This window comes from Pseudomonas sp. TE3911, assembly GCF_054062775.1.
On record NZ_JBSSFP010000001.1, the window covers coordinates 3557339 to 3583659 of the forward strand.

General features: G+C 57.9%; 23 protein-coding genes and 1 pseudogene. 6 read left to right on the forward strand and 18 right to left on the reverse strand.

Features of this window, described 5'->3' with window-relative positions; all coding sequences use genetic code 11:
* Positions 1-81 precede the first annotated feature (81 nt).
* Positions 82-597, forward strand: a complete 516-nt coding sequence (gene fabA, locus ACVWXD_RS16020; protein ID WP_010211704.1) for a 3-hydroxyacyl-[acyl-carrier-protein] dehydratase FabA — start codon at positions 82-84, stop codon at positions 595-597.
* An 11-nt stretch (positions 598-608) separates the two neighbouring features.
* Complete coding sequence (fabB, locus tag ACVWXD_RS16025; RefSeq protein ID WP_012723103.1) at positions 609-1829, forward strand: beta-ketoacyl-ACP synthase I; 1221 nt, start codon at positions 609-611, stop codon at positions 1827-1829.
* 119 nt (positions 1830-1948) lie between these two features.
* Here the strand turns inward: fabB and ACVWXD_RS16030 are convergent, their stop codons facing one another.
* From ACVWXD_RS16030 to ACVWXD_RS16040, 3 genes and pseudogenes are all read right to left on the reverse strand, one after another.
* Complete coding sequence (locus ACVWXD_RS16030) at positions 1949-3001, reverse strand: methyl-accepting chemotaxis protein (protein WP_457371597.1); 1053 nt, start codon at positions 2999-3001, stop codon at positions 1949-1951.
* Between the two features lie 81 nt (positions 3002-3082).
* Positions 3083-3574: pseudogene (locus tag ACVWXD_RS16035) on the reverse strand (MCP four helix bundle domain-containing protein); the annotation flags it as partial.
* A 96-nt stretch (positions 3575-3670) separates the two neighbouring features.
* A complete protein-coding gene (locus tag ACVWXD_RS16040; RefSeq protein WP_457371181.1) occupies positions 3671-4693 on the reverse strand; it encodes an amidohydrolase family protein in 1023 nt (340 codons plus the stop codon).
* 139 nt (positions 4694-4832) lie between these two features.
* Between ACVWXD_RS16040 and ACVWXD_RS16045 the strand changes: the two genes are divergently transcribed.
* Together ACVWXD_RS16045 and ACVWXD_RS16050 are read left to right on the forward strand one after the other, a co-directional pair.
* Positions 4833-5249 (forward strand): OsmC family protein, encoded by a 417-nt coding sequence (locus ACVWXD_RS16045; RefSeq protein WP_122680092.1) that lies wholly within the window; start codon positions 4833-4835, stop codon positions 5247-5249.
* 64 nt (positions 5250-5313) lie between these two features.
* Positions 5314-6180 carry a pirin family protein gene (locus ACVWXD_RS16050; protein ID WP_401384561.1) on the forward strand — a complete coding sequence of 289 codons (867 nt, stop codon included), beginning with the start codon at positions 5314-5316 and terminating at the stop codon, positions 6178-6180.
* Between the two features lie 113 nt (positions 6181-6293).
* Here the strand turns inward: ACVWXD_RS16050 and ACVWXD_RS16055 are convergent, their stop codons facing one another.
* The 4 genes from ACVWXD_RS16055 to ACVWXD_RS16070 form a co-directional block, all read right to left on the reverse strand.
* Positions 6294-7022 carry a dienelactone hydrolase family protein gene (locus ACVWXD_RS16055; RefSeq protein WP_401384564.1) on the reverse strand — a complete coding sequence of 243 codons (729 nt, stop codon included), beginning with the start codon at positions 7020-7022 and terminating at the stop codon, positions 6294-6296.
* 66 nt (positions 7023-7088) lie between these two features.
* Positions 7089-8993: a molecular chaperone HtpG gene (gene htpG, locus ACVWXD_RS16060; RefSeq protein WP_260366578.1), complete on the reverse strand. Its 1905-nt coding sequence runs from the start codon at positions 8991-8993 to the stop codon at positions 7089-7091.
* Positions 8994-9082: 89 nt separating this feature from the next.
* Entirely contained in the window at positions 9083-9535 is a 453-nt protein-coding gene (locus ACVWXD_RS16065; RefSeq protein WP_032889171.1) for a PaaI family thioesterase, read from the reverse strand.
* Positions 9532-10008 carry a PaaI family thioesterase gene (locus ACVWXD_RS16070; protein WP_099601485.1) on the reverse strand — a complete coding sequence of 159 codons (477 nt, stop codon included), beginning with the start codon at positions 10006-10008 and terminating at the stop codon, positions 9532-9534. The genes ACVWXD_RS16065 and ACVWXD_RS16070 overlap by 4 nt, the downstream gene beginning before the upstream one ends.
* A gap of 158 nt (positions 10009-10166) precedes the next feature.
* Between ACVWXD_RS16070 and ACVWXD_RS16075 the strand changes: the two genes are divergently transcribed.
* Complete coding sequence (locus ACVWXD_RS16075; RefSeq protein WP_010211724.1) at positions 10167-10418, forward strand: hypothetical protein; 252 nt, start codon at positions 10167-10169, stop codon at positions 10416-10418.
* Positions 10419-10524: 106 nt separating this feature from the next.
* Here the strand turns inward: ACVWXD_RS16075 and ACVWXD_RS16080 are convergent, their stop codons facing one another.
* The 11 genes from ACVWXD_RS16080 to sdhC all read right to left on the reverse strand — a co-directional run bounded on the left by ACVWXD_RS16080 (position 10525) and on the right by sdhC (position 24546).
* Complete coding sequence (locus ACVWXD_RS16080) at positions 10525-11262, reverse strand: DUF599 domain-containing protein (protein ID WP_032889167.1); 738 nt, start codon at positions 11260-11262, stop codon at positions 10525-10527.
* A gap of 233 nt (positions 11263-11495) precedes the next feature.
* Positions 11496-12809 carry a branched-chain amino acid transport system II carrier protein gene (gene brnQ, locus ACVWXD_RS16085; RefSeq protein WP_032889165.1) on the reverse strand — a complete coding sequence of 438 codons (1314 nt, stop codon included), beginning with the start codon at positions 12807-12809 and terminating at the stop codon, positions 11496-11498.
* A gap of 359 nt (positions 12810-13168) precedes the next feature.
* Entirely contained in the window at positions 13169-14050 is an 882-nt protein-coding gene (gene sucD / locus ACVWXD_RS16090) for a succinate--CoA ligase subunit alpha (protein ID WP_003210566.1), read from the reverse strand.
* Positions 14050-15216: an ADP-forming succinate--CoA ligase subunit beta gene (sucC, locus tag ACVWXD_RS16095; RefSeq protein ID WP_003210567.1), complete on the reverse strand. Its 1167-nt coding sequence runs from the start codon at positions 15214-15216 to the stop codon at positions 14050-14052. The genes sucD and sucC overlap by 1 nt, the downstream gene beginning before the upstream one ends.
* A gap of 205 nt (positions 15217-15421) precedes the next feature.
* Positions 15422-16858: a dihydrolipoyl dehydrogenase gene (gene lpdA / locus ACVWXD_RS16100; protein ID WP_032889163.1), complete on the reverse strand. Its 1437-nt coding sequence runs from the start codon at positions 16856-16858 to the stop codon at positions 15422-15424.
* Between the two features lie 98 nt (positions 16859-16956).
* Complete coding sequence (gene odhB / locus ACVWXD_RS16105; protein ID WP_032889161.1) at positions 16957-18180, reverse strand: 2-oxoglutarate dehydrogenase complex dihydrolipoyllysine-residue succinyltransferase; 1224 nt, start codon at positions 18178-18180, stop codon at positions 16957-16959.
* 44 nt (positions 18181-18224) lie between these two features.
* A complete protein-coding gene (locus ACVWXD_RS16110; RefSeq protein WP_032889159.1) occupies positions 18225-21056 on the reverse strand; it encodes a 2-oxoglutarate dehydrogenase E1 component in 2832 nt (943 codons plus the stop codon).
* Positions 21057-21317: 261 nt separating this feature from the next.
* Complete coding sequence (locus tag ACVWXD_RS16115) at positions 21318-22022, reverse strand: succinate dehydrogenase iron-sulfur subunit (RefSeq protein ID WP_003172807.1); 705 nt, start codon at positions 22020-22022, stop codon at positions 21318-21320.
* An 11-nt stretch (positions 22023-22033) separates the two neighbouring features.
* Positions 22034-23806, reverse strand: coding sequence for a succinate dehydrogenase flavoprotein subunit (sdhA, locus tag ACVWXD_RS16120; RefSeq protein WP_032889157.1), 1773 nt, complete (start codon positions 23804-23806; stop codon positions 22034-22036).
* A 3-nt stretch (positions 23807-23809) separates the two neighbouring features.
* Entirely contained in the window at positions 23810-24178 is a 369-nt protein-coding gene (sdhD, locus tag ACVWXD_RS16125) for a succinate dehydrogenase, hydrophobic membrane anchor protein (RefSeq protein ID WP_032889156.1), read from the reverse strand.
* The gene (sdhC, locus tag ACVWXD_RS16130) at positions 24172-24546 is read right to left on the reverse strand and encodes a succinate dehydrogenase, cytochrome b556 subunit (RefSeq protein ID WP_016979564.1); all 375 of its coding nucleotides are present in this window, start codon (positions 24544-24546) and stop codon (positions 24172-24174) included. The genes sdhD and sdhC overlap by 7 nt, the downstream gene beginning before the upstream one ends.
* A 364-nt stretch (positions 24547-24910) precedes the next feature.
* Between sdhC and gltA the strand changes: the two genes are divergently transcribed.
* Positions 24911-26200: a citrate synthase gene (gltA, locus tag ACVWXD_RS16135; protein WP_032889154.1), complete on the forward strand. Its 1290-nt coding sequence runs from the start codon at positions 24911-24913 to the stop codon at positions 26198-26200.
* Positions 26201-26321 lie beyond the last annotated feature (121 nt).

Below are 26321 nucleotides of genomic sequence, written 5' to 3' on the forward strand. Positions count from 1 at the left end.
TGCCGACATGAGGCATGAACGCTTCATTCGGTTCGGGAAGATTTGCCCTACCCTGCCGCATGGGATTATTGAGGAGCTCGCATGACCAAACAAAACGCCTTTACTCGGGAAGACCTGCTGCGCTGCAGTCGCGGTGAGCTGTTCGGCCCAGGTAACGCGCAACTGCCCGCCCCGAACATGCTGATGGTGGATCGCATCACCCATATCAGTGAAGAGGGTGGCAAGTACGGCAAAGGTGAATTGGTCGCCGAGCTGGATATCACCCCGGACCTGTGGTTCTTCGCCTGCCATTTCGAAGGCGACCCTGTGATGCCAGGTTGCCTGGGCCTCGACGCCATGTGGCAACTGGTCGGCTTCTTCCTCGGCTGGCAGGGTTTGCCAGGCCGCGGCCGCGCCCTGGGTTCGGGCGAAGTGAAGTTCTTTGGCCAGGTCCTGCCGACCGCCAAGAAAGTCACCTACAACATTCAGATCAAGCGCGTCCTCAAGGGCAAGCTGAACCTGGCCATCGCCGATGGTTCGGTGAGCGTCGACGGTCGCGAGATCTATACTGCCGAAGGCCTTCGGGTCGGCGTATTCACTTCCACTGACAACTTTTAAGGGTTATCCGCATGCGCCGCGTCGTTATCACTGGTCTGGGCATCGTTTCTTGCCTGGGCAATGACAAAGAGACCGTCACCGCTAACCTGCGTGCAAGTCGCCCTGGCATCCGCTTCAACCCGGAATATGCCGAAATGGGTCTGCGTAGCCAGGTTTCCGGCTCCATCGACCTGCCCCTCGAAGAACTGATCGATCGCAAGATCTATCGCTTCGTTGGCCACGCTGCCGCCTACGCCTATCTGGCCATGAAAGATGCCATCGCCGACTCCGGCCTGAGCGAAGACCAGGTATCGAACGTACGCACCGGCCTGATCGCCGGTTCGGGCGGCGCATCCACCCTGAACCAGATGGAAGCGCTGGACATCCTGCGCGAGAAAGGCGTGAAGCGCGTTGGCCCGTACCGTGTAACGCGGACCATGGGCAGCACCGTTTCGGCCTGCCTGGCCACACCGTTCGCCATCAAGGGCGTGAACTACTCGATCTCCTCCGCCTGCGCCACCAGTGCTCACTGCATCGGTACTGCGGTAGAGCAGATCCAGCTGGGCAAGCAGGACATCGTGTTCGCCGGCGGCGGTGAAGAAGAACATTGGAGCCAGTCGTTCCTGTTCGACGCCATGGGCGCGCTGTCCACCCAGTACAACGAAACCCCGGAAAAGGCCTCCCGCGCCTACGACGCCAAGCGTGACGGCTTCGTCATCGCCGGCGGTGGCGGCATGGTGGTGGTCGAGGAGCTGGAACACGCTCTGGCCCGTGGTGCCAAGATCTACGCGGAAATCGTTGGCTACGGCGCGACGTCCGACGGCTACGACATGGTTGCCCCGAGCGGTGAAGGCGCTATCCGCTGCATGCAGATGGCCATGTCCACTGTAGATACCCCAATCGACTACCTGAACACCCACGGCACCTCGACTCCGGTCGGCGACGCCAAGGAAATGGAAGGTGTACGTGCGGTATTCGGCGACAAGGCTCCGGCCATCAGCTCCACCAAGAGCCTGTCGGGTCACTCCTTGGGCGCCGCTGGCGTTCACGAAGCGATCTACTGCCTGCTGATGATGGAAGGCAACTTCATGGCCGGTTCGGCCAACATCGACGAGATCGACCCGGTCGTCGCCGATATGCCGATCCTGACCAAGACCGTTGAAAACGCCAAGATCGACACAGTGATGAGCAACAGCTTCGGCTTCGGTGGCACTAACGCCACCTTGGTACTGAAGCGCTGGCAGGGTAAGTAAGACCTGTAGTTTGATCCACTGAAAAAGCCCCGACTGGTTCGGGGCTTTTTTATGGAAGACTGGAGTTGACCGGGTATACATCCGTTACCTGAACAACGGACATACACCCAACCTGCGCACTACACCGAAAACCGCGCCACCATCGAATTCAAATCCACCGCCAACCGCGACAACTCCTGACTCGCCGCACTGGTCTGATTAGCTCCGGCGGACGTCTGATGCGCCAGGTCGCGGATATTCATCAAGTTGCGATCCACCTCCCTCGCCACCGCCGCCTGCTGTTCAGACGCACTGGCAATCACCAGGTTGCGCTCATTGATCAGCGTGAACGCCGATGCAATTGCCTCCAGCGCAGTCCCCGCCGACTTGGCGATGTCCAGGGTGGAACGCGCCCGGGTGTTGCTCTGCTGCATTGAACTGACGGCTTGCTCCGTGCCTTGCTGAATCCCACCGATCATCTGCTCGATTTCCTGCGTCGACTGCTGAGTGCGATGGGCCAACGCGCGCACCTCGTCGGCGACCACCGCAAAGCCGCGCCCCGCATCACCTGCCCGCGCAGCCTCAATGGCAGCATTCAGCGCCAACAGATTGGTCTGCTCGGCAATCGAACGAATCACATCCAGCACCTTACTAATGCCATAGACCTTCTGAGCCAAGTCCTCGACCTGGGTCGCATTGGCGGTCACATCCGAGGCCAGCGCCTCAATCGACACTACCGTTTGATGCACCTGCTCACGCCCTTGCTGGGCGATACGGTCAGACTCGCGAGATGCCTGTGACGTGACCACCGCATTGCTTGCCACCTCCTCCACCGCGGCCGTCATCTGGTTGACCGCCGTTGCGGCCTGTTCGATTTCCTGGCTTTGCTGGTGCAAACCACGGGTGGCATCCTCGGTAACGCAGCTGAGTTCCTCGGACGCCGACGCAAGTTGGCTCGAAGACTCCGAGATACGCCGGATGGTGTCACGCAAGGTGTCCTGCATCCCCTTGAGCGCCCGCTGCAAGCGCGCGGGTTCATCCTTGCCACTCAGTATGATTTCCCCAGTCAGATCGCCGCTGGCAACGTTCTGGGCAACTTTGAGCGACTGAGCCAGTGGCAACACGATACTGCGGGTCAGCCAGACCGCCAGGCCGATGGTGACCAGTGCGGCCAGGGCAACCATGGCGATCACCCAAGTTCGCGACTGGCTGAATACATGCTGTGCCTGCTTTGCCGCTTCGTTGGCACTGACCTTGTTTAGATTAACCAGGGATCGCAAGGTCAGTGCCATTTCGTCAGCCAACTGATTCATCTCACCGTTGACCACCTGAATCGCTTCCTCCAGCCGGTTAGCCTTGGACAGCGCCACCACCTGCTCCTGGCGCTGCAGGTAGCGCTGCTCCTCGACCTTGAGTCGATCAAACAACACACGCTCCTCGGGCAATACGATCAACGCTTCGTACAGCCCTTCGGCGTTATGCAGCGCGGCTTTGATCTCGGTGATTTTCTGCTCGTTCTGCGCCACGGCCTGGGGATCGCGGGTGACCAGCAAGCGCAAGGTCAGCGCACGAATGCGCAACACGTCCTGGCTCATCTCCCCCACTGCCATCACGCTGGGCAGCCAGTTGTTTTCCACCTGATCCGACTGCTGGCGCATGTTGGCCATCTGCAGCAGCGCAAAGCCGCCCAGAGCAAACACCATCACCGCCAGCACGCCAAAGCCCAAACCGGCGCGCGGGGCAATATTCAAACTACGGATATTCATTGCCTGGATCCTTCCAAAAGCGCTGCATTCACCTGCAGCCGGTCTCCTGGAAGTTATCGGCGCTCTACTGTATTTGCGTAAGACGAAAACGCGATATCAACGTGCGCCACCATCGCGAGGTGGTTTAGGCAGAATGGCCAGGAAGTTATCCCGTGCAACCTTGTGGGCGATGTCTTCGGGCAATGCATCGAGGAAGGGATCAAAGCGGCGCATTTCCTTACCCAGCTTATTGAAACGCCCTACGACGTCCGAGCCCAGCATAAAACGCTCCGGGAAGCGCTCCACCAGCTTTACCCACTCCGGCCGAGGCTGACCCGCATCGTCCAGCAAATACGGCGTGAGCATGCTCCAGGACAGGTCAATATACAGATTGGGATAGGCCTCCAGCATCCGGCTTAACGTGGGCAGCAGGAAGTCCATCTGGACCTGATGACGGTGAATTTCCTTGCTGGTACCGGCATGGGCCCAGATAAAACGGGTGTGCGGGTGGTTGCGCAACGGCTCTTCGATCTCAGCCAAATACAGCGGGTTACGCTCGCGCTTGGAGGTGATGTTCGAGTGCAGCATTACCGGCAGGTCGTTTTCGGCGGCCAGGTGGTATATCCGCGTCATTGCCTCGTTATTGGCACGCGGGGTATCGCCTGAGGTAAGCGCGGTCAGGTCATCGTGACGGGTGAACACCTCTCCAATGCCCTGCCAGAGCCCTGGATTAAGGTCGAACATGCGTTGGATATGGGCGGCAGAGTTCTTGTCGTTGGGATTGAAGCCGCTTAGAAACGGATGAAAATGCTGGCGCTGTTCTGGGGTGAGCTTGTTCACGGCCGCAGCGACGATGACGTCAGTGGCGCTGTACCAATAGGCATCGGCGTCATCACCGGCGTAGTAGCGCGGGCGTTTGGGCTCGTCTTCGTGCCATTTCTTCGCAACGGGAATGCCGGAAATCATCACATGCTCGATGCGATTCTCGGCCATGGCCTTGAGCAATTTATCCATGCCGGCAGTTTCCTGGAAAAAATCCACGTAATGCAGGTGGGCGTCGCTGTAGGCATACTCACGCGCCTGCACAGCGAGACTACCGGCGGCGAGCAACAGGGCAAGACTCAGGCGGATCCAGGGCACGGTACAACCTCAATGGGGGCCAATACGGGTAGACCTTGTGCCCTGTGCCGAGGTTCATCGTGGAAAAACGCGGAACACTGAAGTGCCAGCATGCTCTATAACTGCATGACCTTCATCCTGCCACCCTGTGAGGTTTGCCATGCCTGTTACCGTGAACACATTGAACGCTGAAAACTTCCGCCACAGCGTCAACATCAACAACCACGAGCTGTTTACCGACCTGCCCAAGAGCCTGGGTGGCGACGACTCGGCGCCCTCCCCCCACGATTACTTCGATGCCGCACTGGCGTCGTGCAAGGCCTTGACCGTCAGGCTCTATGCCCAGAAGAAAGATATCCCGCTGACCGGCGTGACCGTGGAAGTCACCCACGACGCCGCCGAAGAGCCAAAAGGCAAATACACACTCAACGTCAAATTGACCCTCAAGGGCGTACTCACAGACGCGCAGCGCGATGAACTGCATCGCGTGGCGGACAAGTGCCCGGTGCACAAGCTGATGACCACTGCCGAAATCAGCATCGAGACCCAGCTGTCCGAAGGCGCATTCAGCCAATAGCGGCAACCTCTCGTCGAGCGGGTTATGCTCAATCACACCTAACCCGCTCAGACTGGGACGTACCATGACCACCCTCACCGTGATCCGCCCTCGCCCCGAAGACGTTGAAGGCCAGCCGATCCTGCGCCCCTTGCCCTCAAGGGAATGCCGTAGTGTCGGGCCCTTTGTGTTCTTTGATCACATGTTGCCCACCCAGTACCCAGCGGGCAGCGGCATGAACATCCGTCAGCATCCGCATATCGGCCTATCCACTCTCACCTATCTGTTCGACGGTGCGCTGCAGCATAAGGACAGCTTGGGTTCTGACCAGGAGGTGCAAGCGGGTGATGTCAGCTGGATGACTGCCGGCAGCGCAATTGCCCATGTGGAGCGCACACCCCAAGCACTCAAGGCCAGTGGCTTCAGCCTGCATGGGTTGCAAGTGTGGCTTGCGTCACCCAAGGATCATGAAACCGGGCCAGGCCACTACAGCCACCACCCGGCGGCGAGCCTGCCGATCAGCGACAACTTGGGCGTGCAGATTCGCATGATCGCCGGCAATGGGTTTTGCCTGAAATCGCCAGTGCCAGTGCTGTCGCCCACGCTGTATGCCGAGGTGCGGATGCAGACGGCCACTACCCTGCTGATCCCTGACGAGCATGAGCAAAGGGCGGTGTACGTGCTGGAGGGTGAAGCACAGTTGGAGGGCGAGGCGCTTGAGGTGCAGAGTCTGGTGGTCTTGCCGGCCGGACAGGAGATGACGCTGTGCGCCGGGAGCGATTGCCACCTGGTGGTGTTTGGCGGTGCACCGCTGGATGGGCCACGGCGGATCAATTGGAATTTTGTCGCGAGCGATCCGTTGAAGATCGAGCAGGCCAGGCAGCGCTGGGCCGCTGGGGATTGGCCGACGGTGCCGGGCGAAACTGAAAGAATTGAGTTGCCCCTGAGATAGCAAACGGGGGCAAGTCGAATCTTCGCACCGCCCCTCCCACACTTGATCGGATTCACACGGTCAACATGTGGGAGGGACTTGCCCTCGATGAGGCCGGAACAAGCGCTTAAGCGTTAGCCCTTGAACACTTCATCCAACAAGTTATGCATCGACTGGAAGGCCCGTGCTGCGGTCTTCGCGTCGTACATCATCTTGCCCGGCACATTGGCCTCCGGGTCAGTGAAGGAATGCACCGCACCGCCGTAGCTCAGCAATTGCCAGTCCACGCCGGCCGCGTTCATTTCATCTTCGAACGCCGGCAGTTGCTCTTTTGGCACCAACGGGTCGGAAGCACCGTGCAGCACCAGCACCGAGCCCTTGATGCTCTTCGCGTCCGCCGGATTCGGCGTGTCGAGGGTGCCGTGGAAGGACACCGCAGCCTTCAACGGCGCGCCGGTACGTGCCAGCTCCAGGGAGCAGCAACCGCCAAAGCAGAAACCAAAGGTCGCCAGCTTCAAGGTATCCACTGCGGCTTCAGTCTGACCTTGCAACTGCTCAAAGGCCGCCTGCATGCGCTTGTTCAGCAACGGGCGATCATTCTTCAACGGCATCATCGCGGCACCGGCTTCGTCGCCATTCGACGGGCGCACACTTTGCCCGTACAAGTCGGCAATCAGCACCACATAACCTTTGCCGGCAACGGCCTTGGCGATTTCTTCGGCACCCGCACTCACGCCCATCCAGTTCGGCGCCATCAACAAGCCCGGCAACGGACCCTGGTGGCTGGCATCGAATGCCAGGCGGCTCTCATAAGGCTGGCCATCAATCTGATAGACCACGGAACGCACAGTGACTTGGCTCATCATTTACTCCAGTTGAGGTGCAGTAGAACGAAAAAACCCGCCGAAGCGGGTTTTTCTACAACGGGGTCAAACCGACAGTTCAACCAACAGCTTGTTCAGGCGGCGCACATACGCGGCCGGATCCTTGAGGCTGTCGCCAGCGGCCAGGGCCGCCTGATCGAAGAGGATGTGCGACAGGTCGCCAAACCGCTCTTCGCTCTGCTCGCCGTCGAGTTTCTCGATCAGCGGGTGAGCCGGGTTGAATTCGAAGATCGGCTTGGAATCCGGAACCTTCTGGCCGCTGGCTTCGAGAATCTGGCGCATCTGCATGCCCAGGTCCTGCTCGCCGATAGCCAGGATCGCCGGGGAGTCGGTCAGGCGGTGGGAAACCCGCACTTCGCTGACCGCATCGCCGAGGGCCGTCTTGATCCGCTCAACCAGGCCTTCTTTGGCCTTGGCGACTTCTTCGGCTTCCTTCTTCTCTTCTTCGGAGTCCAGGTTACCCAGGTCCAGGTCACCACGGGCAACGTCGACAAAGGTCTTGCCGTCGAATTCGCTGAGGTAGCTCATCAGCCACTCATCGATACGGTCGGTCAGCAGCAGCACTTCGATGCCTTTCTTACGGAAGACTTCCAGGTGCGGGCTGTTCTTGACCTGAGCGTAGGTTTCGCCGGTCAGGTAGTAGATCTTGTCCTGACCTTCCTTGGCGCGTGCCAGGTACTCGGCCAGGGACACCACCTGCTCGCCATCTTCGCCCTGAGTCGAGGCAAAACGCAGCAGGCCGGCGATTTTTTCCTTGTTGGCGAAATCTTCCGCCGGGCCTTCTTTCATGACCTGACCGAAGTTTTTCCAGAAGCCTTTGTATTGCTCAGGCTCGTTCTTCGCCAGTTTTTCCAGCATGTCGAGGACGCGCTTGGTCAACGCCGACTTCATGGAGTCGATGATCGGGTCTTTCTGCAGGATTTCCCGCGACACGTTCAGCGACAGGTCATTGGAGTCGACCACGCCTTTGATGAAGCGCAGGTAAAGCGGCAGGAACGATTCCGCCTGGTCCATCACGAACACGCGCTGCACGTAGAGCTTCAGGCCTTTCGGCGCTTCACGCTGGTACAGGTCGAACGGAGCACGGGCCGGTACGTAGAGCAGCGAGCTGTATTCCAGCTTGCCTTCGACCTTATTGTGGCTCCAGCTCAGTGGGTTTTCGTAGTCGTGGGCGATGTGCTTGTAGAACTCATGGTATTCCTCGTCCTTCACTTCAGTGCGAGGACGGGTCCACAGGGCGCTGGCACGGTTGACCACTTCCCATTCCTGGGCAGGCGCTTCTTCGCCTTCGGCGGCAGCCTGCTCTTTCGGCAACTCGATTGGCAGAGCGATGTGGTCGGAGTATTTCTTGATGATATTGCGCAGGCGGTAGCCGTCAGCGAACTCATCTTCAGCGGATTTCAGGTGCAGCACGATGCGGGTGCCACGGTCGGCTTTATCGATGGTGGCGATTTCAAACTCGCCCTCACCTTTGGAGGACCAATGCACGCCTTGGCTGGCGTCAAGGCCGGCGCGGCGGCTGAACACTTCAACCTTGTCGGCAACGATGAAGGCCGAGTAGAAGCCCACACCGAATTGGCCGATCAGGTGCGAATCTTTCTTCTGGTCACCGGACAGGTTCTTCATGAAATCAGCGGTGCCGGATTTGGCGATGGTACCCAGGTGGGTGATCGCATCGTCACGGCTCATGCCGATACCGTTGTCTTCGAGGGTGACGGTCTTGGCGTCTTTATCGAAGCTCACACGGATTTTCAGTTCGGCGCCACCTTCCAGCAACTCAGGCTTGGACAGGGCTTCGAAACGTAATTTGTCGACAGCGTCAGAGGCGTTCGAGATCAATTCGCGAAGGAAAATTTCCTTGTTGGAATACAGCGAATGGATCATGAGGTGCAGCAGTTGCTTCACCTCGGTCTGGAAGCCCAGGGTTTCCTTTTGAGTTTCCACACTCATGGTCATCAAACTCCAATTGGATGGCAGTGGCCGTACCCTTGAGGGTTGGCGGCGGGTTGTCATCAAAGTTGGGGGCTAAGGCCAGGATTTCAAGGGCGAGTCGTTTCCTCAATTTTGAAATGCGCACGGGCGGTGGCAATAGGTTCTGCCGGGGTGCTCTGCCAGGCGGTAATTGCCACGTTCGCGACCCGTCGGCCCTGGCGCCAGACCTGGCATTTGGCATAAGTGTCGCGGAACTGGCCTGCACGCAGGTAATCCAGGGAGAAATCGATGATTTTCGGCAAGCCCGGCGCACCGGTAAATACCAGCAGGTGCAACGCCGCCGACAGCTCCATAAAGCCGGCAATCACCCCGCCGTGCAGCGCCGGCAATATGGGGTTACCAATGTTGTCTTTGTTGGCGGGCAGGCGAAACAGCAATTCATCGCCCAGGCGTGTGCATTCGATGCCGATCAGCTTGGCGTAAGGAATCAACTCCAGCAGCGCCTCATAGTTTCCGAGTTCGTGGGCCTGTTCCAGGCGCGTCTTGAATCGATGCGTCATGCCTGTTCTCCCTTGATTGTGCTGCTCAGTCCTTGGGCTCCCTTGAGCCGCTTGCCCATGCGCATGAACGTGCCCACCACATGGGCAATGGGCTGCTGCGGGTCATCCTGATAGGCAACGCCACGGGTAAAGATCACGTCAGTCGTCACCCGGTAACATTGGGCGAAGCCATAAACCGGCTTGTGGGGTTCGGCGGTGTGCATGTAGTCGACGCGCAGGTCGAGGGTCGGGCACACCTCGAACTCTGGTAATACACACAAGGTGGCCATGCCACAGGCGGTGTCCATCAGCGAAGTCAGCGCACCGCCATGGATCACCCCGGTGCGAGGGTCGCCGACGATGGAGGGGCCGTAGGGCAGGACCAAGGTCATACCTTCCAGGTTGGCGGCATGCACGGTAATCCCCAGCACCTGGCAATGGCGCAGGGCCGAAACAAAGCGCGTCGCACGCTCTAACAGTGGGTTTTCGGTCATTCGGTCTAGACTCTTATTAGCGTTAATCCGCGGAGTAGGCAGTGCGGTTGAAAGTTCCTTGGGGTGCGCTGTTTATATATCTGCGCAATAAAAGGAACTAATGCTGAACCCTCAGGCTCGAAAGGCCAGTAGATATCTTCAATAAGGAGAAACACCCAATGCGCAAGACTTTAGCTATTTCCATGATGCTCGCCGCTGCCCTCGGTCTCGCTGCCTGCGACAAAAAATCCGAAGACAAAGCCCAAGACGCTGCCGCGCACTCTGAGCAAGCTCAGAAAGATATGGCGAAGGCTCAGGATAAAGTGAACGACGCTGCGAAAGAAAACGCCGATGCTGCCAAAGCTCAGGCTGAATCGAACGAAGCCGCCGCAAAAGAAGCAGCACCTGCTACTCCAGCCACCGGTTCTTGAGACCGCGGTTTGAAATAGCTTCGCTGCGATAAAGAAAGCCCGCTCAAATAGCGGGCTTTTCTTTGCCTGTGGTTTTTAATTTGAAGCGTTAACTCGCTGAAGTGGACTAAGCCGACTCTTTGATCGCCTCAGGCACTGGCGTATCAGTCTGCGTATACACCATCACTTGCAGCACGTCGGAATGAAACTCTCGACGGTAAAGCACGACTACCACTCCCGCGCTCATCAACATGAATAACCATGGGCTGACAAACCACGCCAACATGGTCATGCCGAAGTAATAAGCGCGCAGACCAAAGTTAAACTGGTTGGCGGCCATGGAGATTACCCTTGCCGCCCGCAAGGCAAACGCCTTGCGCTCTTGCTCGGACACATGCCGCTCACCGATCATCGGCGCAGACCCCACCAACACCGCCGCAAAGTTGTACTGGCGCATACACCAGCTGAACGTGAAGAAGGCGTAGACGAACACCAATGCCAGGCACAACAACTTGATCTCCGACATGCCTTGGGACGCCTGCTGCACCATAGGAATGTCCGCTAACAACGACACGGCCCGCTCCGACGCGCCGAGCACGGTAAGGATACCAGCGAGGATAATCAGGGTGCTGGAGGCAAAGAACGAAGCATTGCGCTCCAGGTTGCCGATCACGCTGGCGTCGGCAATGCGGTTGTCGCGCAGCAGCATGCGACGCATCCAGTCCTCACGATACAAATGCAGCACACTGGCCAGGCACGCAGTGTCCCGAGCTTTCCAGGTCGCATAACGGGTGTAGCCGCCCCAACACAGAACGAACCAGAGGGCGGCAAGCAGGTGGATTTGATTGGTTTCGACGAACGACATGCGGGTCCTATATCAAAAAATGGTTTTGCAAACGTGGCCAACATTGGGGGAGAGGCTTTGATCCCGAATGCTTGCTGGCAGTCACTGCATCTGTTGAATGGCACAGTGCCGTCTGAGGCAAGCCCCCTCCTACATCGACCGCGCTCCAACTTTAGAAGGTCGTAGTCTACCAAGCATAAAAAATGCCCCGTATTGATTAATACGGGGCATTTCTGTGCAGCCTTGAAGCGGTGTTACGCGATCGCTTCGCTACGCTTGCCAAGCATACGATCAACCACCACAGCCACGACCAAGGTCATTACCGACGGCACCAACCACGCAAGGCCCTGCTCGCTCAGCGGCAGATGCGCCAGTTGCGACGGCAGCCAGTCGGCAAAGCCCGCGCCCTTCAGCGCATCAATGCAGCCAAAGATGAACGACACCAGCATCACCGGGCCAACGATCCGGCCCTGTTCCTGCCAGAAGTCTTTGCAGAAGCTCAGGGCCACCAGCACGATGCACGGCGGGTAGATCGCGGTAAGCACCGGTATCGAAAAGGCAATCAGCTTAGTCAGGCCCAGGTTGGACACGAACAACGAGAACAGCGCCAGGATCACTACCAGGGTCTTGTAGGACAGCGGCAGGATTTTGCTGAAGTACTCGGCGCAAGCGCAGGTCAGGCCAACCGCGGTAACCAGGCATGCCAAGGAAATCAACACCGCCAGGAAACCACTGCCCAAGGAGCCGAAGGTGTGTTGCACGTACGCGTGCAGTACGGCTGCGCCATTAGCCGCACCAGCGGCCACTTCATGACTTCCCGCACCAAGGCGGAACAGGCTGACGTACACCAGCGCAAGACCAACGCCAGCAATCAGGCCAGCGATGATCGCGTAGCGGGTGATCAGCTTGGGCGAATCAACACCACGGGAGCGGATAGCGTTGACGATCACAATGCCGAATACCAGAGCACCAAGGGTGTCCATGGTCAGATAACCATTGATAAAACCTTGGGAGAACGGTGCAGCGACGTATTCCGGGGTGGCGACACCCACCTCACCGGCCGGCAAGGCAAACGCAGCGATGCCGAGGATGGCTAACGCGATGATCTTCAACGGCGCAAGGAAACGACCGACAGTGTCCAGCAGGCGCCCTGGGTACAGGGACACAAAGAACACCACCAGGAAGTAAACGGAGCTATAGAGGAACAGCGCCAACGGGCTTTCACCGGTGAGCGGCGCCAAGCCGACTTCAAAAGACACCGTCGCGGTACGCGGGGTAGCGAACAGCGGCCCTACCGCCAGATACGCAGCCGCCGCAAGCAGGCCACCAGCGATCTTGCCGATCGGGCTGCTCAACGCATCCATACCACCGCCGACCTTGGCGAGGGCAATCACGGTGACCACTGGCAAACCCACTGCGGTGATCAGGAAGCCCAACGCCGCCATCCAGACGTGAGGTCCGGACTGCAAGCCAACGATAGGCGGGAAGATGATGTTACCGGCGCCCACGAACAGGGCAAAGGTCATGAAGCCCAGCGCCAGGATATCCTGGCTTTTCAACACTTTCATTTCGGGAAATACCACACTACTGAATCGGAATTTAGAGAGGGATTCCCTGTGGATGAGGGAAATACTGCCGGCCCTGATGGGGCCGACCGGTCTAGCGCGCGGCTTCCTTTTGGGAGGCCAGCGCATAAAGAGGCGGGTAGGTTACAGAATCAGGCTGACAAACGCACTGTTGCGGGGCGAACTGTCCGATAAGCGACATCTTGATGTCGCGTTTTCATACTTATGTTGGCAATACAAACAAATGTGTGAGGGCTAGTTGAATCGTCGCACGGCCCCTTACATAGGATCGAGTACATCCAAACGCACAAAGGCCACCCGAAGGTGGCCTTTGCTGGTAAAGCGTCAGCTAAGCGCGAAGCTTACTTGACAGCCCAACCGGTCAGCTCGGACAAAGCCTTGCCGATGTCTGCCAGCGAACGCACGGTTTTAACGCCTGCGTCTTCCAGGGCAGCAAACTTCTCGTCTGCAGTGCCTTTGCCGCCAGAGATGATTGCGCCAGCATGGCCCATGCGCTTGCCCGCAGGGGCAGTCACACCAGCGATGTAGGAAACAACCGGCTTGGTCACGTGTGCCTTGATGTAGGCAGCGGCTTCTTCTTCAGCCGAACCGCCGATCTCACCGATCATCACGATCGCTTCGGTCTTTGGATCTTCCTGGAACAGCTTCAGGATGTCGATGAAGTTCGAACCTGGGATCGGGTCACCGCCGATGCCGACGCAAGTCGACTGACCGAAACCGGCGTCAGTAGTTTGCTTGACAGCTTCGTAGGTCAGGGTGCCGGAACGGGAAACGATACCGACTTTACCTGGCAAGTGAATGTGACCTGGCATGATGCCGATCTTGCATTCGCCTGGGGTGATCACGCCTGGGCAGTTAGGGCCGATCAGGACAACGCCCAGTTCGTCGCACTTAACTTTAGCGTCCAGCATGTCCAGGGTAGGAATGCCTTCTGTGATGCAGACGATCAGCTTGATGCCGCCGAATGCTGCTTCCAGGATGGAGTCCTTGCAGAAAGGAGCTGGAACGTAGATCACGCTGGCGGTGGCGCCAGTGGCAGCTACAGCATCTTTCACGGTGTTGAACACTGGCAGACCCAGGTGCTCGGTGCCGCCTTTACCAGGAGTTACGCCGCCAACCATCTTGGTGCCGTATTCGATGGCTTGCTGGGTGTGGAAACTACCTTGCGAACCGGTAATACCCTGGCAGATAACTTTGGTGTCTTTATTGATCAGGACGCTCATTATTTGCCCTCCGCAGCTTTAACAACTTGTTGAGCAGCGTCGGTCAGGCTGGTAGCCGCGATGATGTTCAAACCGCTTTCTGCCAGTACTTTAGCGCCCAGTTCAGCGTTGTTACCTTCAAGGCGAACAACAACCGGGATTTTAACGCCAACTTCTTTCACTGCACCGATGATGCCTTCGGCAATCATGTCGCAACGAACGATGCCGCCGAAGATGTTGACCAGCACTGCTGCGACGTTGGAGTCGGACAGGATGATCTTGAAGGCTTCGGTAACGCGTTCTTTGGTAGCACCGCCGCCTACGTCGAGGAAGTTGGCTGGTTTGCCGCCATGCAGGTTGACGATGTCCATGGTACCCATGGCCAGGCCAGCACCGTTGACCATGCAACCGATGTTACCTTCCAGGGCTACGTAGTTCAGTTCGAACTTGGCAGCGTGCGCTTCGCGCGGATCGTCTTGCGACGGATCGTGGAAAGTCTTCAGCTTAGGCTGACGGTACATGGCGTTGGCGTCGATGTTGATCTTGGCATCGAGGCAGTGCAGATCGCCATCAGCCTTGATCACCAGCGGGTTCACTTCCAGCAGAGCCAGATCGTGATCCTGGAACAGTTTGGCCAGACCTACGAAGATCTTGGCGAACTGGGCAACTTGCTTGCCTTCCAGACCCAACTGGAAAGCCAGCTCACGACCCTGGAACGGCTGAGCGCCAACCAGTGGATCGATAGTGGCTTTCAGAATTTTTTCTGGGGTTTCTTCGGCGATCTTCTCAATGTCCACGCCACCTTCGGTGGAAGCCATGAACACGATGCGACGGCTCGAACGGTCAACGACAGCGCCCAGGTACAGCTCTTTAGCGATATCAGTGCACGATTCAACCAGGATCTTGGTGACTGGCTGGCCATTGGCATCAGTCTGGTAAGTCACCAGACGCTTGCCCAGCCATTGCTGTGCGAAGGCCTTGGCGTCTTCTTTGCTGCGAACCAGCTTAACGCCGCCCGCTTTACCGCGACCACCAGCGTGGACCTGGGCTTTGACAACCCACTCGGTGCCGCCGATTTTGTCGCAGGCTTCTGCTGCTGCTTCCGGGGTGTCTACTGCGTAGCCCTTGGATACTGGCAGGCCGTATTCAGCGAACAGCTGCTTACCCTGATACTCGTGAAGATTCATGCTTTTTACCGTCTTCGTTAGGTACTGCGCATTCGGCGCTGCGCTCATTATGAGTGCCGCGCCACCTGTGACTGCTGCTTGCGCAACTTGCTGGGCTTTAAGGCCCGTAAAGCTGCGCAAGACTGCGTCCAGCGGATATTCCGCGGTGAGTCTTGCGCGCAAGGCTCACGACGGGCAACTCCGCCGTGGTTTCTTATTATCTCGCTTAGCGCTTCTTGCGGTTGGCGATGTGGATGGCGCCGCCATTCACAGCCAACGCTGCTTCGTGCAACGCTTCGGACAGGGTTGGATGGGAGAAAACCATCATGCCCAGGTCCTCGGCACTGGTGCCGAATTCCATACCGATTGCACCTTGCTGAACCAGTTCTGCAGCGCTCGGGCCAATCACGTGGACGCCCAATACGCGGTCAGTCTTGGCATCAGCGATGACTTTGACAAAACCACCGGTGTCGTTGGCTGCCATGGCACGGCCAGAAGCAGCAAACGGGAAGGTGCCGACGTTAACTTCAACGCCTTCAGCTTTCAACTGCTGTTCGTTTTTGCCGACCCATGCAATTTCCGGGTGGGTGTAGATAACCGATGGGATCAGGTCGTAGTTCATCTGGGTTTTGTGGCCCTTGATGCGCTCGACAACCATGATGCCTTCTTCGGAAGCTTTGTGCGCGAGCATCATGCCGCGAACCACGTCGCCAATGGCGTAGACGCCAGGAACGGTGGTAGCGCAGTGATCGTCAACGTGGATGAAGCCACGCTCATCGATGTTCACGCCACTGTCGGAAGCCAGCAGGTCGGTGGTCACTGGACGGCGACCTACGGCTACGATCAGCTTGTCGAAAGTGATGGTCTGCTCGCCGTCTTTGTCGGTGTAGGTCACAACGACTTCTTCGCCGTTGACCTTCGAACCGGTAACACGTGCGCCCAGCTTGATATCCAGACCTTGTTTGGTCAGGGTTTTCAGCGCTTCTTTGGACACAGCGGTGTCGGCAGCCAGCAGGAACGTGTCCAGGGCTTCCAGTACAGTCACTTCAGAACCCAGGCGGGACCATACCGAACCCAGTTCCAGGCCGATCACGCCAGCGCCGATCACGCCCAGACGCTTTGGAACTGCTTGGAATTCCAGGGCACCGGTCGAATCAACGATTACGTTCTGGTCAACTGGAGCTGGTGGAATGTCGATAGGACGCGAACCCGGAGCCAGAATCACGTTCTCGGCTTCGATGACTTCAACCGAGCCGTCTGGCTTGGTGATTTCAACTTTCTTGCCGGCCAACAGTTTGCCGTGGCCTTGCAGGGAAGTGACGCCGTTAGCCTTGAACAGGGTTGCAACGCCGGAAGTCAGGCCCTTAACAATATTGGCTTTACGGCCGACCATTGCTGGCACGTCCATGGTCACGCCAGCATGGTTGATGCCGTGGATCGCGAAGCCGTCTTGGGCTTCGTGGAATTTCCAGGAGCTGTCCAGCAGCGCCTTGGAAGGAATGCAACCAACGTTCAGGCAAGTACCGCCCAGTGCCAGTTTGCCTTCCTTGTCGGTGTATTTTTCGATGCAAGCAGTCGAGAGGCCCAGTTGTGCGGCCTTGATGGCGGCAACATAGCCTCCAGGACCTGCACCAATCACTACAACGTCAAATTTCTGCGACATGAAAATAGTTCCTCTATTTAGCAGCAAGCTTTCAAGCCACACGCTCCAGGTCAAGCCGCCCTATTTGGCGGCTTGCCCGGAGCCTGCAGCTGCTTCTATCAGATATCCAGCAGCAGACGAGCCGGGTCTTCCAGCAGGTTCTTGATGGTCACCAGGAAAGTCACGGCTTCTTTACCATCGATCAGGCGGTGATCGTAAGACAGTGCCAGGTACATCATTGGGCGGATCACGACTTGGCCGTTGATCGCCATCGGACGCTGGATGATGTTGTGCATGCCCAGGATCGCGGCTTGTGGCGGGTTGACGATCGGGGTCGACATCATCGAACCGAAGGTACCACCGTTGGTGATGGTGAAGGTACCACCGGTCATCTCGTCGATGGTCAGCTTGCCGTCACGGGCTTTCTTGCCGAAGCCGGCGATGCCGCCTTCGATTTCGGCCAGGCTCATCAGCTCGGCGTTACGCAGGACCGGAACCACCAGGCCACGGTCGCTGGACACGGCAACGCCGACGTCTGCATAGCCGTGGTAAACGATATCGCCGCCGTCGATGGAAGCGTTGACTGCCGGGAAGCGTTTCAGCGCTTCGGTGGCCGCTTTCACGAAGAACGACATGAAGCCCAGGCGCACGCCGTTGTGGGACTTCTCGAACAGATCCTTGTACTTCGAACGCAGGGCCATGACTTCGGTCATGTCGACTTCGTTGAAAGTAGTCAGCATCGCCATGTTCGACTGTGCTTCAACCAGGCGCTTGGCCACGGTGGCACGAACGCGGGTCATCGGCACACGCTTCTCGGTGCGATCGCCAGCAGCGAACACAGGAGCAGCGGCAGCCGGGGCAGCAGCCTTGGCAGGCGCAGCAGCAGGAGCGTTTTTCTTGGCTTCAACAGCAGCAACCACATCTTCCTTGGTCACACGGCCGTCTTTACCGGTGCCTTTGATGGAAGCCAGGTTGATACCGTTTTCTTCAGCCAGCTGACGCGCAGCCGGTGCAGCGATTGGATCTTCACCACCCGCAGCCGGAGCGGCAGCAGGTGCCGAGGCAGCGGCCGGTGCAGCAGCGGCAGCAGGAGCAGCGGCAGCGCTGCCTTCTTCGATCGAGCCCAGTACCTGGTTCGACAGAACGGTAGCGCCCTCTTCGGCAACGATTGCGCCCAGTACGCCGTCAGCTTCGGCCAACACTTCCAGAACGACTTTGTCGGTCTCGATGTCGACGATCAGGTCGTCACGCTTTACAGCGTCGCCTGGTTTCTTGTGCCAAGTGGCAACGGTGCCATCGGCAACCGATTCCGGGAATGACGGGGCTTTGATTTCGATAGCCATTATCTGTGGGTCCTTAAAATTCGGTTTCAGTCAGCGCGAAGGCGTTAAACAGTGAAAGCATCTTGCAGCAGTTTTTCCTGCTGCTCGGCGTGCATCGACGCATAACCACAAGCAGGTGCAGCAGAAGCATCACGACCGGCGTACTCCAGGCCCAAGGCCTTGTTGTGGTTGCCGATACTGCGACGCAGGTGATGCTGGCTGCTGTACCAAGCGCCCTGGTTCATCGGTTCTTCCTGACACCACACAACATTAGTGAGGTTGGTGTAAGGCGCGATGATCTCCATGAGGTCATCTTCCGGGAACGGGTAAAGCTGTTCGATACGTACGATGGCGATGTCTTCGCGGCCCTCGGCACGACGTTTTTCCAGCAGGTCGTAGTAGACCTTGCCGCTGCACAGGATCAGGCGAGTGACCTTGGCCGCGTCCAGCGTATCGATCTCTGGAATCACGGTCTGGAACGAACCATCCGCCAGATCTTCCAGGGTAGAGATGGCCAATTTGTGACGCAGCAGCGATTTCGGGGTCAGCACTACCAGCGGCTTGCGCAGCGGGCGGATCACCTGACGACGCAGCAAGTGGTAGATCTGCGCCGGAGTAGTCGGCACGCACACCTGGATGTTGTGCTCGGCGCACAGCTGCAGGTAACGCTCCAGACGGGCCGAGGAGTGCTCCGGACCCTGACCTTCATAACCGTGTGGCAGCAGCATGGTCAGACCGCACAGACGGCCCCACTTGTGCTCGCCGCTAGTGATGAATTGGTCGATAACCACCTGGGCACCGTTGGCGAAGTCGCCGAACTGGGCTTCCCAGATCACCAGCGCCTGCGGCGTGGTGGTCGAGTAACCGTATTCGAACGCCAGTACTGCTTCTTCGGACAGGAACGAATCGTACAGGTCGAAACGCGGCTGGCCTTCGTACAGGTTCTGCAACGGGATGTAGGTGCCCGCGTCTTTCTGGTTGTGCAATACCGCATGACGGTGCGAGAACGTACCACGGCCGATGTCCTGGCCGGTCATGCGGATCGGGTGACCTTCAAACGCCAGGGTCGCGTACGCCATGGTTTCGGCATAGCCCCAGTTGATCGGCAGGCCGCCGGCTTGCATCTTCTGACGGTCTTCGTAGATCTTCGCAACCTGGCGCTGCACCACGAAGCCATCCGGGATTTCCAGCAGCTTGGCGGACAGTTCCTGCAGGGTCTTCAGATCGAACGAGGTGTCGTGACGCGCCGTCCAGGTGTGACCCAGGTACGGGCGCCAGTCAACGAACAGCTCTTTGTTCGGCTCTTTGACCAGGCTTTTTACTACGTGCAGACCATTGTCCAGCGCGTTGCGGTACTCATCGATCTTGGCCTGAACACGCGCATCATCAACAATACCGGCCTTCGTCAGGCTTTCGGCATACAGCTCACGTGTGGTGCGCTGCTTGGTGATCTGCTGGTACATCAACGGCTGGGTGCCGCTTGGTTCGTCAGCTTCGTTGTGACCGCGACGGCGGTAGCAAACCAGGTCGATCACCACGTCACGCTTGAACTGCATGCGATAGTCGACGGCCAGTTGGGTCACGAACAGCACAGCTTCCGGATCATCACCATTCACATGGAGGATCGGCGCCTGAATCATCTTGGCAACGTCGGTGGCGTACTCGGTGGAGCGCGCATCCAGTGGGTTGCTGATGGTGAAGCCAACCTGGTTGTTGATGACGATGTGAACGGTACCGCCGGTCTTGAAGCCGCGAGTCTGCGACATCTGGAACGTTTCCAGTACCACGCCTTGACCGGCGAATGCCGCGTCACCGTGGATGGAAATCGGCAGAACCTTTTCACCGGTGGTGTCGTTACGACGATCCTGACGAGCACGGACCGAACCCTCGACCACTGGAGAAACGATTTCCAGGTGGGATGGGTTGAAGGCCATGGCCAGGTGAACTTCGCCGCCTGTGGTCATGACGTTGGACGAGAAGCCCTGGTGATATTTAACGTCGCCGGAACCCAGCTCGACCTTCTTCTTGCCTTCGAACTCGTCGAACAGTTCACGCGGGTTCTTGCCGAAGGTGTTGACCAACACGTTCAGGCGACCACGGTGAGCCATGCCGATCACGATTTCCTTGGTACCGTAGGAGCCGGAACGCTGGATCAGCTCGTCGAGCATCGGGATCAGGCTTTCGCCGCCTTCCAGGCCAAAACGCTTGGTGCCTGGGTATTTGGTGCCCAGGTATTTTTCCAAACCTTCAGCTGCGGTCACGCGCTCAAGCAGGTGGCTGCGAACGTCGGCGGACAGCACCGGACGGCCACGCACACCTTCCAGGCGATGCTGGAACCAGTGGCGTTGCTCGGAATCGGTGATGTGCGTGAACTCAGCGCCAATGGTGCGGCAATATGTCTGCTGCAACGCTTCGTGAATTTCGCGTAGGCTCGCTTCCTCTTTGCCGATGAACAGGTCGCCGGCACGGAAGGTCGTATCAAGATCGGCATTGGTCAAGCCGTAATGATTGATCGACAGGTCAGCAGGTGCAGGACGCTGCCAGAGCCCCAGCGGGTCAAGCTGGGCCGCCTGGTGGCCACGCATCCGGTAGGCCTGGATCAGTCGCAGTACTTCAACTTGCTTCTTCTCATGCTCACTGCTCACGCTACCGGCGGAAACCGGTTGGGCGCGGCGCTGGTTCTTTGCCAGCAGCACAAACTGATCGCGAATCGTTGCGTGCGATACATCGGTGGCAGCGTTGCCGTCTGAAGACAACGTCTGAAATTTGGTGCGCCATTCTTCTGGCACAGCGTTAGGGTCGTGCAGGTAGAGCTCATAAAGCTCTTCCACATAGGCAGCGTTACCACCTGAAAGATAGCCGCTGTTCCACATGCGCTGCATCACGCTTTCTTGCATGCTTGGTCACCCTCGATTTGGGGACACCACCGGCGGAAACACCGAGTTTGCTTGCAAAAGGCCAAGTGCAGCGACCAAAACAAGCCACTTAGGATCACGCTGATAGTTCGGGTACCAACCCGAATGCCCCTGCTTGTCTCATTTCTTCAAAATAAGAGCCGCGGCTTTGTAAGTCGCTGCTCAAGTTAAAACTACGGCGCCGGTTGAAGCCTGCGCCGCAGCATTTACGGGCACAACGGTCCTGCTTTGTTACAACGTCAGTTACACGCCGCTTTGGAGCAGCATGTTACGGATGTGACCAATGGCCTTAGTCGGGTTCAGGCCTTTGGGACATACGTTGACGCAGTTCATGATCCCGCGGCAGCGGAATACGCTGAACGGGTCATCCAGCGAAGCCAGACGCTCGGATGTCTTGGTGTCACGGCTGTCTGCCAGGAAGCGATACGCTTGCAGCAGGGCAGCTGGACCCAGGAACTTGTCCGGGTTCCACCAGAAGGACGGGCACGAGGTCGAGCAGCAGGCGCACAGGATGCACTCGTACAGACCGTCGAGCTTTTCACGCTCTTCAGGGGACTGCAGACGCTCGATGGCCGGAGCCGGCGTGTCGTTCTGCAGGAACGGCTTAACTTTCTCGTATTGCTTGTAGAAGATGCTCATATCGACGACCAGGTCACGGATAACCGGCAAACCTGGTAGAGGACGAACGATCAGCTTGTTGCCTTTAACAACGGCGGACAGCGGCGTGATGCACGCCAGGCCGTTTTTGCCGTTGATGTTCATGCCGTCGGAACCGCAAACACCTTCACGGCAAGAGCGACGATAGGAGAAACCCTCGTCCTGCTCTTTGATCAGTGCCAATACATCCAGCACCATCAGGTCTTTACCACCGGTATCGACCTGGAACTCCTGCATGAACGGCGCAGCGTCCTGATCAGGGTTGTAGCGATAAACACTGACTTTCAACATGGCAGCCACCCTTAGTAAGTCCGAATCTTCGGTTCAAACGTCGGAACCGTCTTCGGCGAGAAGTTCACGGCACGCTTGGTTACGCGCTTGTCACCCGGGAAGTACAGGGTGTGGCACAACCAGTTTTCGTCATCGCGGTCTTCAAAGTCTTCACGAGCGTGAGCACCACGGGATTCTTTACGAACCTCGGCGGCGATCGCAGTCGCTTCAGCCACTTCCAGCAGGTTTTGCAGTTCAAGGGCTTCGATACGAGCGGTGTTGAACGCCTGGCTCTTATCGTTGATCTTGACGTTGGCGATGCGCTTGCGCAGATCGGCCAGCTGGGCAATACCCTTCTGCATGTATTCGCCGGTACGGAATACGCCGAAGTAGTTCTGCATGCAGCTTTGCAGCTCACGACGCAGAGTTGCCACGTCTTCGCCATCAGTGCGCTCGTTCAGAGCGTTCAGGCGGGCCAAGGCAGCCTCGATGTTAGCGTCGGTAGCGTCATCGTATTCGATGCCGTCGGTCAGCGCTTTTTCCAGGTGCAGGCCGGCCGCGCGACCGAATACCACCAGGTCGAGCAGCGAGTTGCCGCCCAGACGGTTGGCACCGTGTACCGATACGCAAGCCACTTCGCCTACTGCGAACAGACCGTGGATGATCTCGTCAACGCCGTCGGCGTTCTGGGTGATCGCCTGGCCATGAATGTTGGTCGGAACACCGCCCATCATGTAGTGGCAGGTTGGAACAACCGGAACCGGAGCAACCACTGGGTCAACGTGGGCAAAGGTCTTGGACAGTTCACAGATACCCGGCAGGCGGCTGTGCAGTACTTCTTCACCCAGGTGATCGAGCTTCAGCAGAACGTGATCGCCATTCGGGCCACAGCCGTTACCGGCGATGATCTCTTTAACCATGGAGCGGGCTACAACGTCACGACCCGCGAGGTCTTTCGCGTTCGGAGCATAACGCTCCATGAAACGCTCGCCGTGCTTGTTGATCAGGTAACCACCTTCACCACGGCAACCTTCAGTCACCAGTACACCGGCGCCGGCGATGCCGGTCGGGTGGAACTGCCACATTTCGATGTCTTGCACCGGCACGCCAGCACGCAGTGCCATGCCAACGCCGTCACCGGTGTTGATCAGGGCATTAGTGGTCGACGCGTAGATACGGCCTGCACCGCCAGTTGCCAGAACAGTAGCCTTGGCACGGATGTAGGTGGTTTCACCGGTCTCGATGCAGATGGCGATAACACCAACAAATGCACCGTCGGCGTTCTTCACCAGATCAACCGCGTAGTACTCGTTCAGGAACGTGGTGCCAGCTTTCAGGTTGCCCTGATAAAGGGTGTGCAGCAGCGCATGACCGGTACGGTCGGACGCAGCGCAAGTACGGGCAGCTTGGCCACCTTTACCGTAATCCTTCGACTGACCGCCGAATGGACGCTGGTAGATACGACCTTGCTCGGTACGGGAGAACGGCAGGCCCATGTGGTCCAGCTCGAACACCGCAGCCGGACCTTCCTGGCACATGTATTCGATAGCGTCCTGGTCACCGATGTAGTCGGAACCCTTGACGGTATCGTACATGTGCCAGCGCCAGTCATCGTTTGGATCGGCGGAGGCGATGGCGCAGGTGATGCCACCCTGAGCCGATACGGTGTGGGAGCGGGTCGGGAACACCTTGGTGATCACGGCAGTCTTGTGACCACCCTGGGCCAGCTGCAGCGCTGCGCGCATGCCAGCACCGCCGCCACCAATAATGATGGCGTCGAAGGAAATAGTTGGAATGTTAGCCATGAATCAGATACCCCAAAGAATCTGCACACCCCAGACGAAGTAAGCGAACATCGCAATGCCGCATACTGCCTGGAAGAGGAAACGGACTGCGGTTGCGGACTTGCCCAGCGCCATAGGCGTCAAGTAGTCAGTCGCAATGGTCCACATGCCAACCCAGGCGTGAGCGCCCAGGGCTACAAGGGCCAGCAGGCTGAAGATTCGCATCGCATTGTGGGAAAACAGGCCGTGCCATTGCTCATAGCCGATGCCCGGATTTGCGACGAGGTATCCGATCAGGAAAATGAAATAAGCCGCGAGAACGACCGCAGACACACGTTGTGCCATCCAGTCATAGAGGCCTGAACGCGAAAGGTTCGTAACGCTGGTTACCATATCCAAACTCCTGCCAGAACGATCAGCACCACGGAAATGGCGATGATGATTTTCGAGCCCAGGCGGCCGCCTTCCAGCGTCTCACCGATACCCGCATCCATGATCAAGTGGCGCACACCGGCTACCAGGTGATAAAGCAGAGCGGACAGGAGGCCCCATGCTACGAACTTGGCCAGCGGGCTGGTCAAGCATGCCTTCACCTCGGCGTAACCTTCCTCGGAACCCAGGGATTTGCTCAATGCATAAAGCATGATGCCCAAGCCCAGGAACAGGATGATGCCGGAAACACGGTGCAGGAACGACGTAACGCCGGTGATGGGGAGTTTGATGGTCCTTAGGTCTAGGTTTACAGGTCGTTGGCTATTCACGGCTTTTTTTCACACTGAAGAGCCCCTAACAATCAGGGCAAAGTTGTTGGGGAGTGCACTGGTCAGGTAAGCACCACCCAGGGAGTGCGACCCCCAATGAAAGCAAGCCCAAAAGCCCTTGGCGGTCGGTGGCCGAGTATAGACAGTTAGGTTACTAATGACAACGCGCGCTCCTCACCCTAATAGCGGATTGCGCTGGCGAGATAAAAGGCGTAAATGGCAGTCAATTTCGAGGAAAAAGTACGGTTAAAGCCTTCTGGAGCAAGACTTTAGGCAAATTGACATCTGAATTTATCTCACTATAGTGGTGCGGGCCCTGCGTGGGGGGTCTGTCTGATGATTTGAAGCATAAATAGGAGGCCACATGGCTGACAAAAAAGCGCAGTTGATCATCGAGGGCGCAGCCCCCGTCGAGCTGCCCATTTTAACCGGCACCGTTGGTCCCGATGTTATCGACGTACGGGGCCTGACGGCCACGGGCCGTTTCACTTTCGACCCAGGCTTCATGTCGACCGCCTCTTGCGAGTCGAAGATCACCTATATCGACGGCGACAATGGCATTCTGCTGCATCGGGGCTACCCGATCGAGCAACTGGCTGAAAAGTCGGACTACCTGGAAACCTGCTACCTGCTGCTAAATGGCGAACTGCCAACAGCCGAGCAAAAAGCCCAGTTCGTCAGCACTGTAAAGAACCACACCATGGTTCACGAGCAGTTGAAGACCTTCTTCAACGGCTTCCGTCGCGACGCCCATCCGATGGCCGTCATGTGCGGTGTGGTTGGCGCCCTGTCAGCCTTCTATCACGACTCCCTCGACATCAATAACCCGCAGCATCGCGAAATCTCCGCGATCCGCCTGGTTGCCAAGATGCCGACTCTGGCCGCAATGGTTTACAAGTACTCCATGGGTCAACCCATGATGTACCCGCGCAACGACCTGACGTACGCGGAAAACTTCCTGCACATGATGTTCAACACCCCGTGCGAGATCAAACCGATCAGCCCGGTACTCGCCAAGGCCATGGACCGGATCTTCATCCTCCACGCCGACCACGAGCAAAACGCCTCGACGTCCACCGTACGCCTGGCAGGCTCTTCGGGTGCCAACCCGTTCGCCTGTATCGCCGCCGGTATCGCCGCACTGTGGGGCCCTGCCCACGGCGGTGCGAACGAAGCCGTATTGACCATGCTCGATGAAATCGGCGATGTGTCCAACATCGACAAGTTCATCGCCAAGGCCAAAGACAAGAACGATCCGTTCAAGTTGATGGGCTTCGGTCACCGGGTCTACAAGAACCGCGACCCGCGCGCGACCGTGATGAAGCAGACCTGCGATGAAGTATTGAAGGAACTGGGCATCAAGAACGATCCGCAACTCGAACTGGCCATGCGCCTGGAAGAGATCGCCCTGACCGACCCATACTTCATCGAACGCTCGCTGTACCCGAACGTCGACTTCTACTCGGGGATCATCCTCAAGGCGATCGGCATTCCAACCAGCATGTTCACCGTGATTTTCGCCCTGGCCCGCACCGTGGGCTGGATCTCCCACTGGAAAGAAATGCTCTCCAGCCCGTACAAGATTGGCCGTCCGCGCCAGCTGTATACCGGCTACGAGTCGCGTGACATCTCCAAGCTGGAAGATCGCAAGTAAGCACCTTTTAGCAGCACCGAAAACGGCTTCCCTCAGTGGAGGCCGTTTTTATTTGTGTCGACTGATCTACCACCATCAGGGGCAAGCCACCTCCCACATTGAAGTGCATTCCAAATGATGC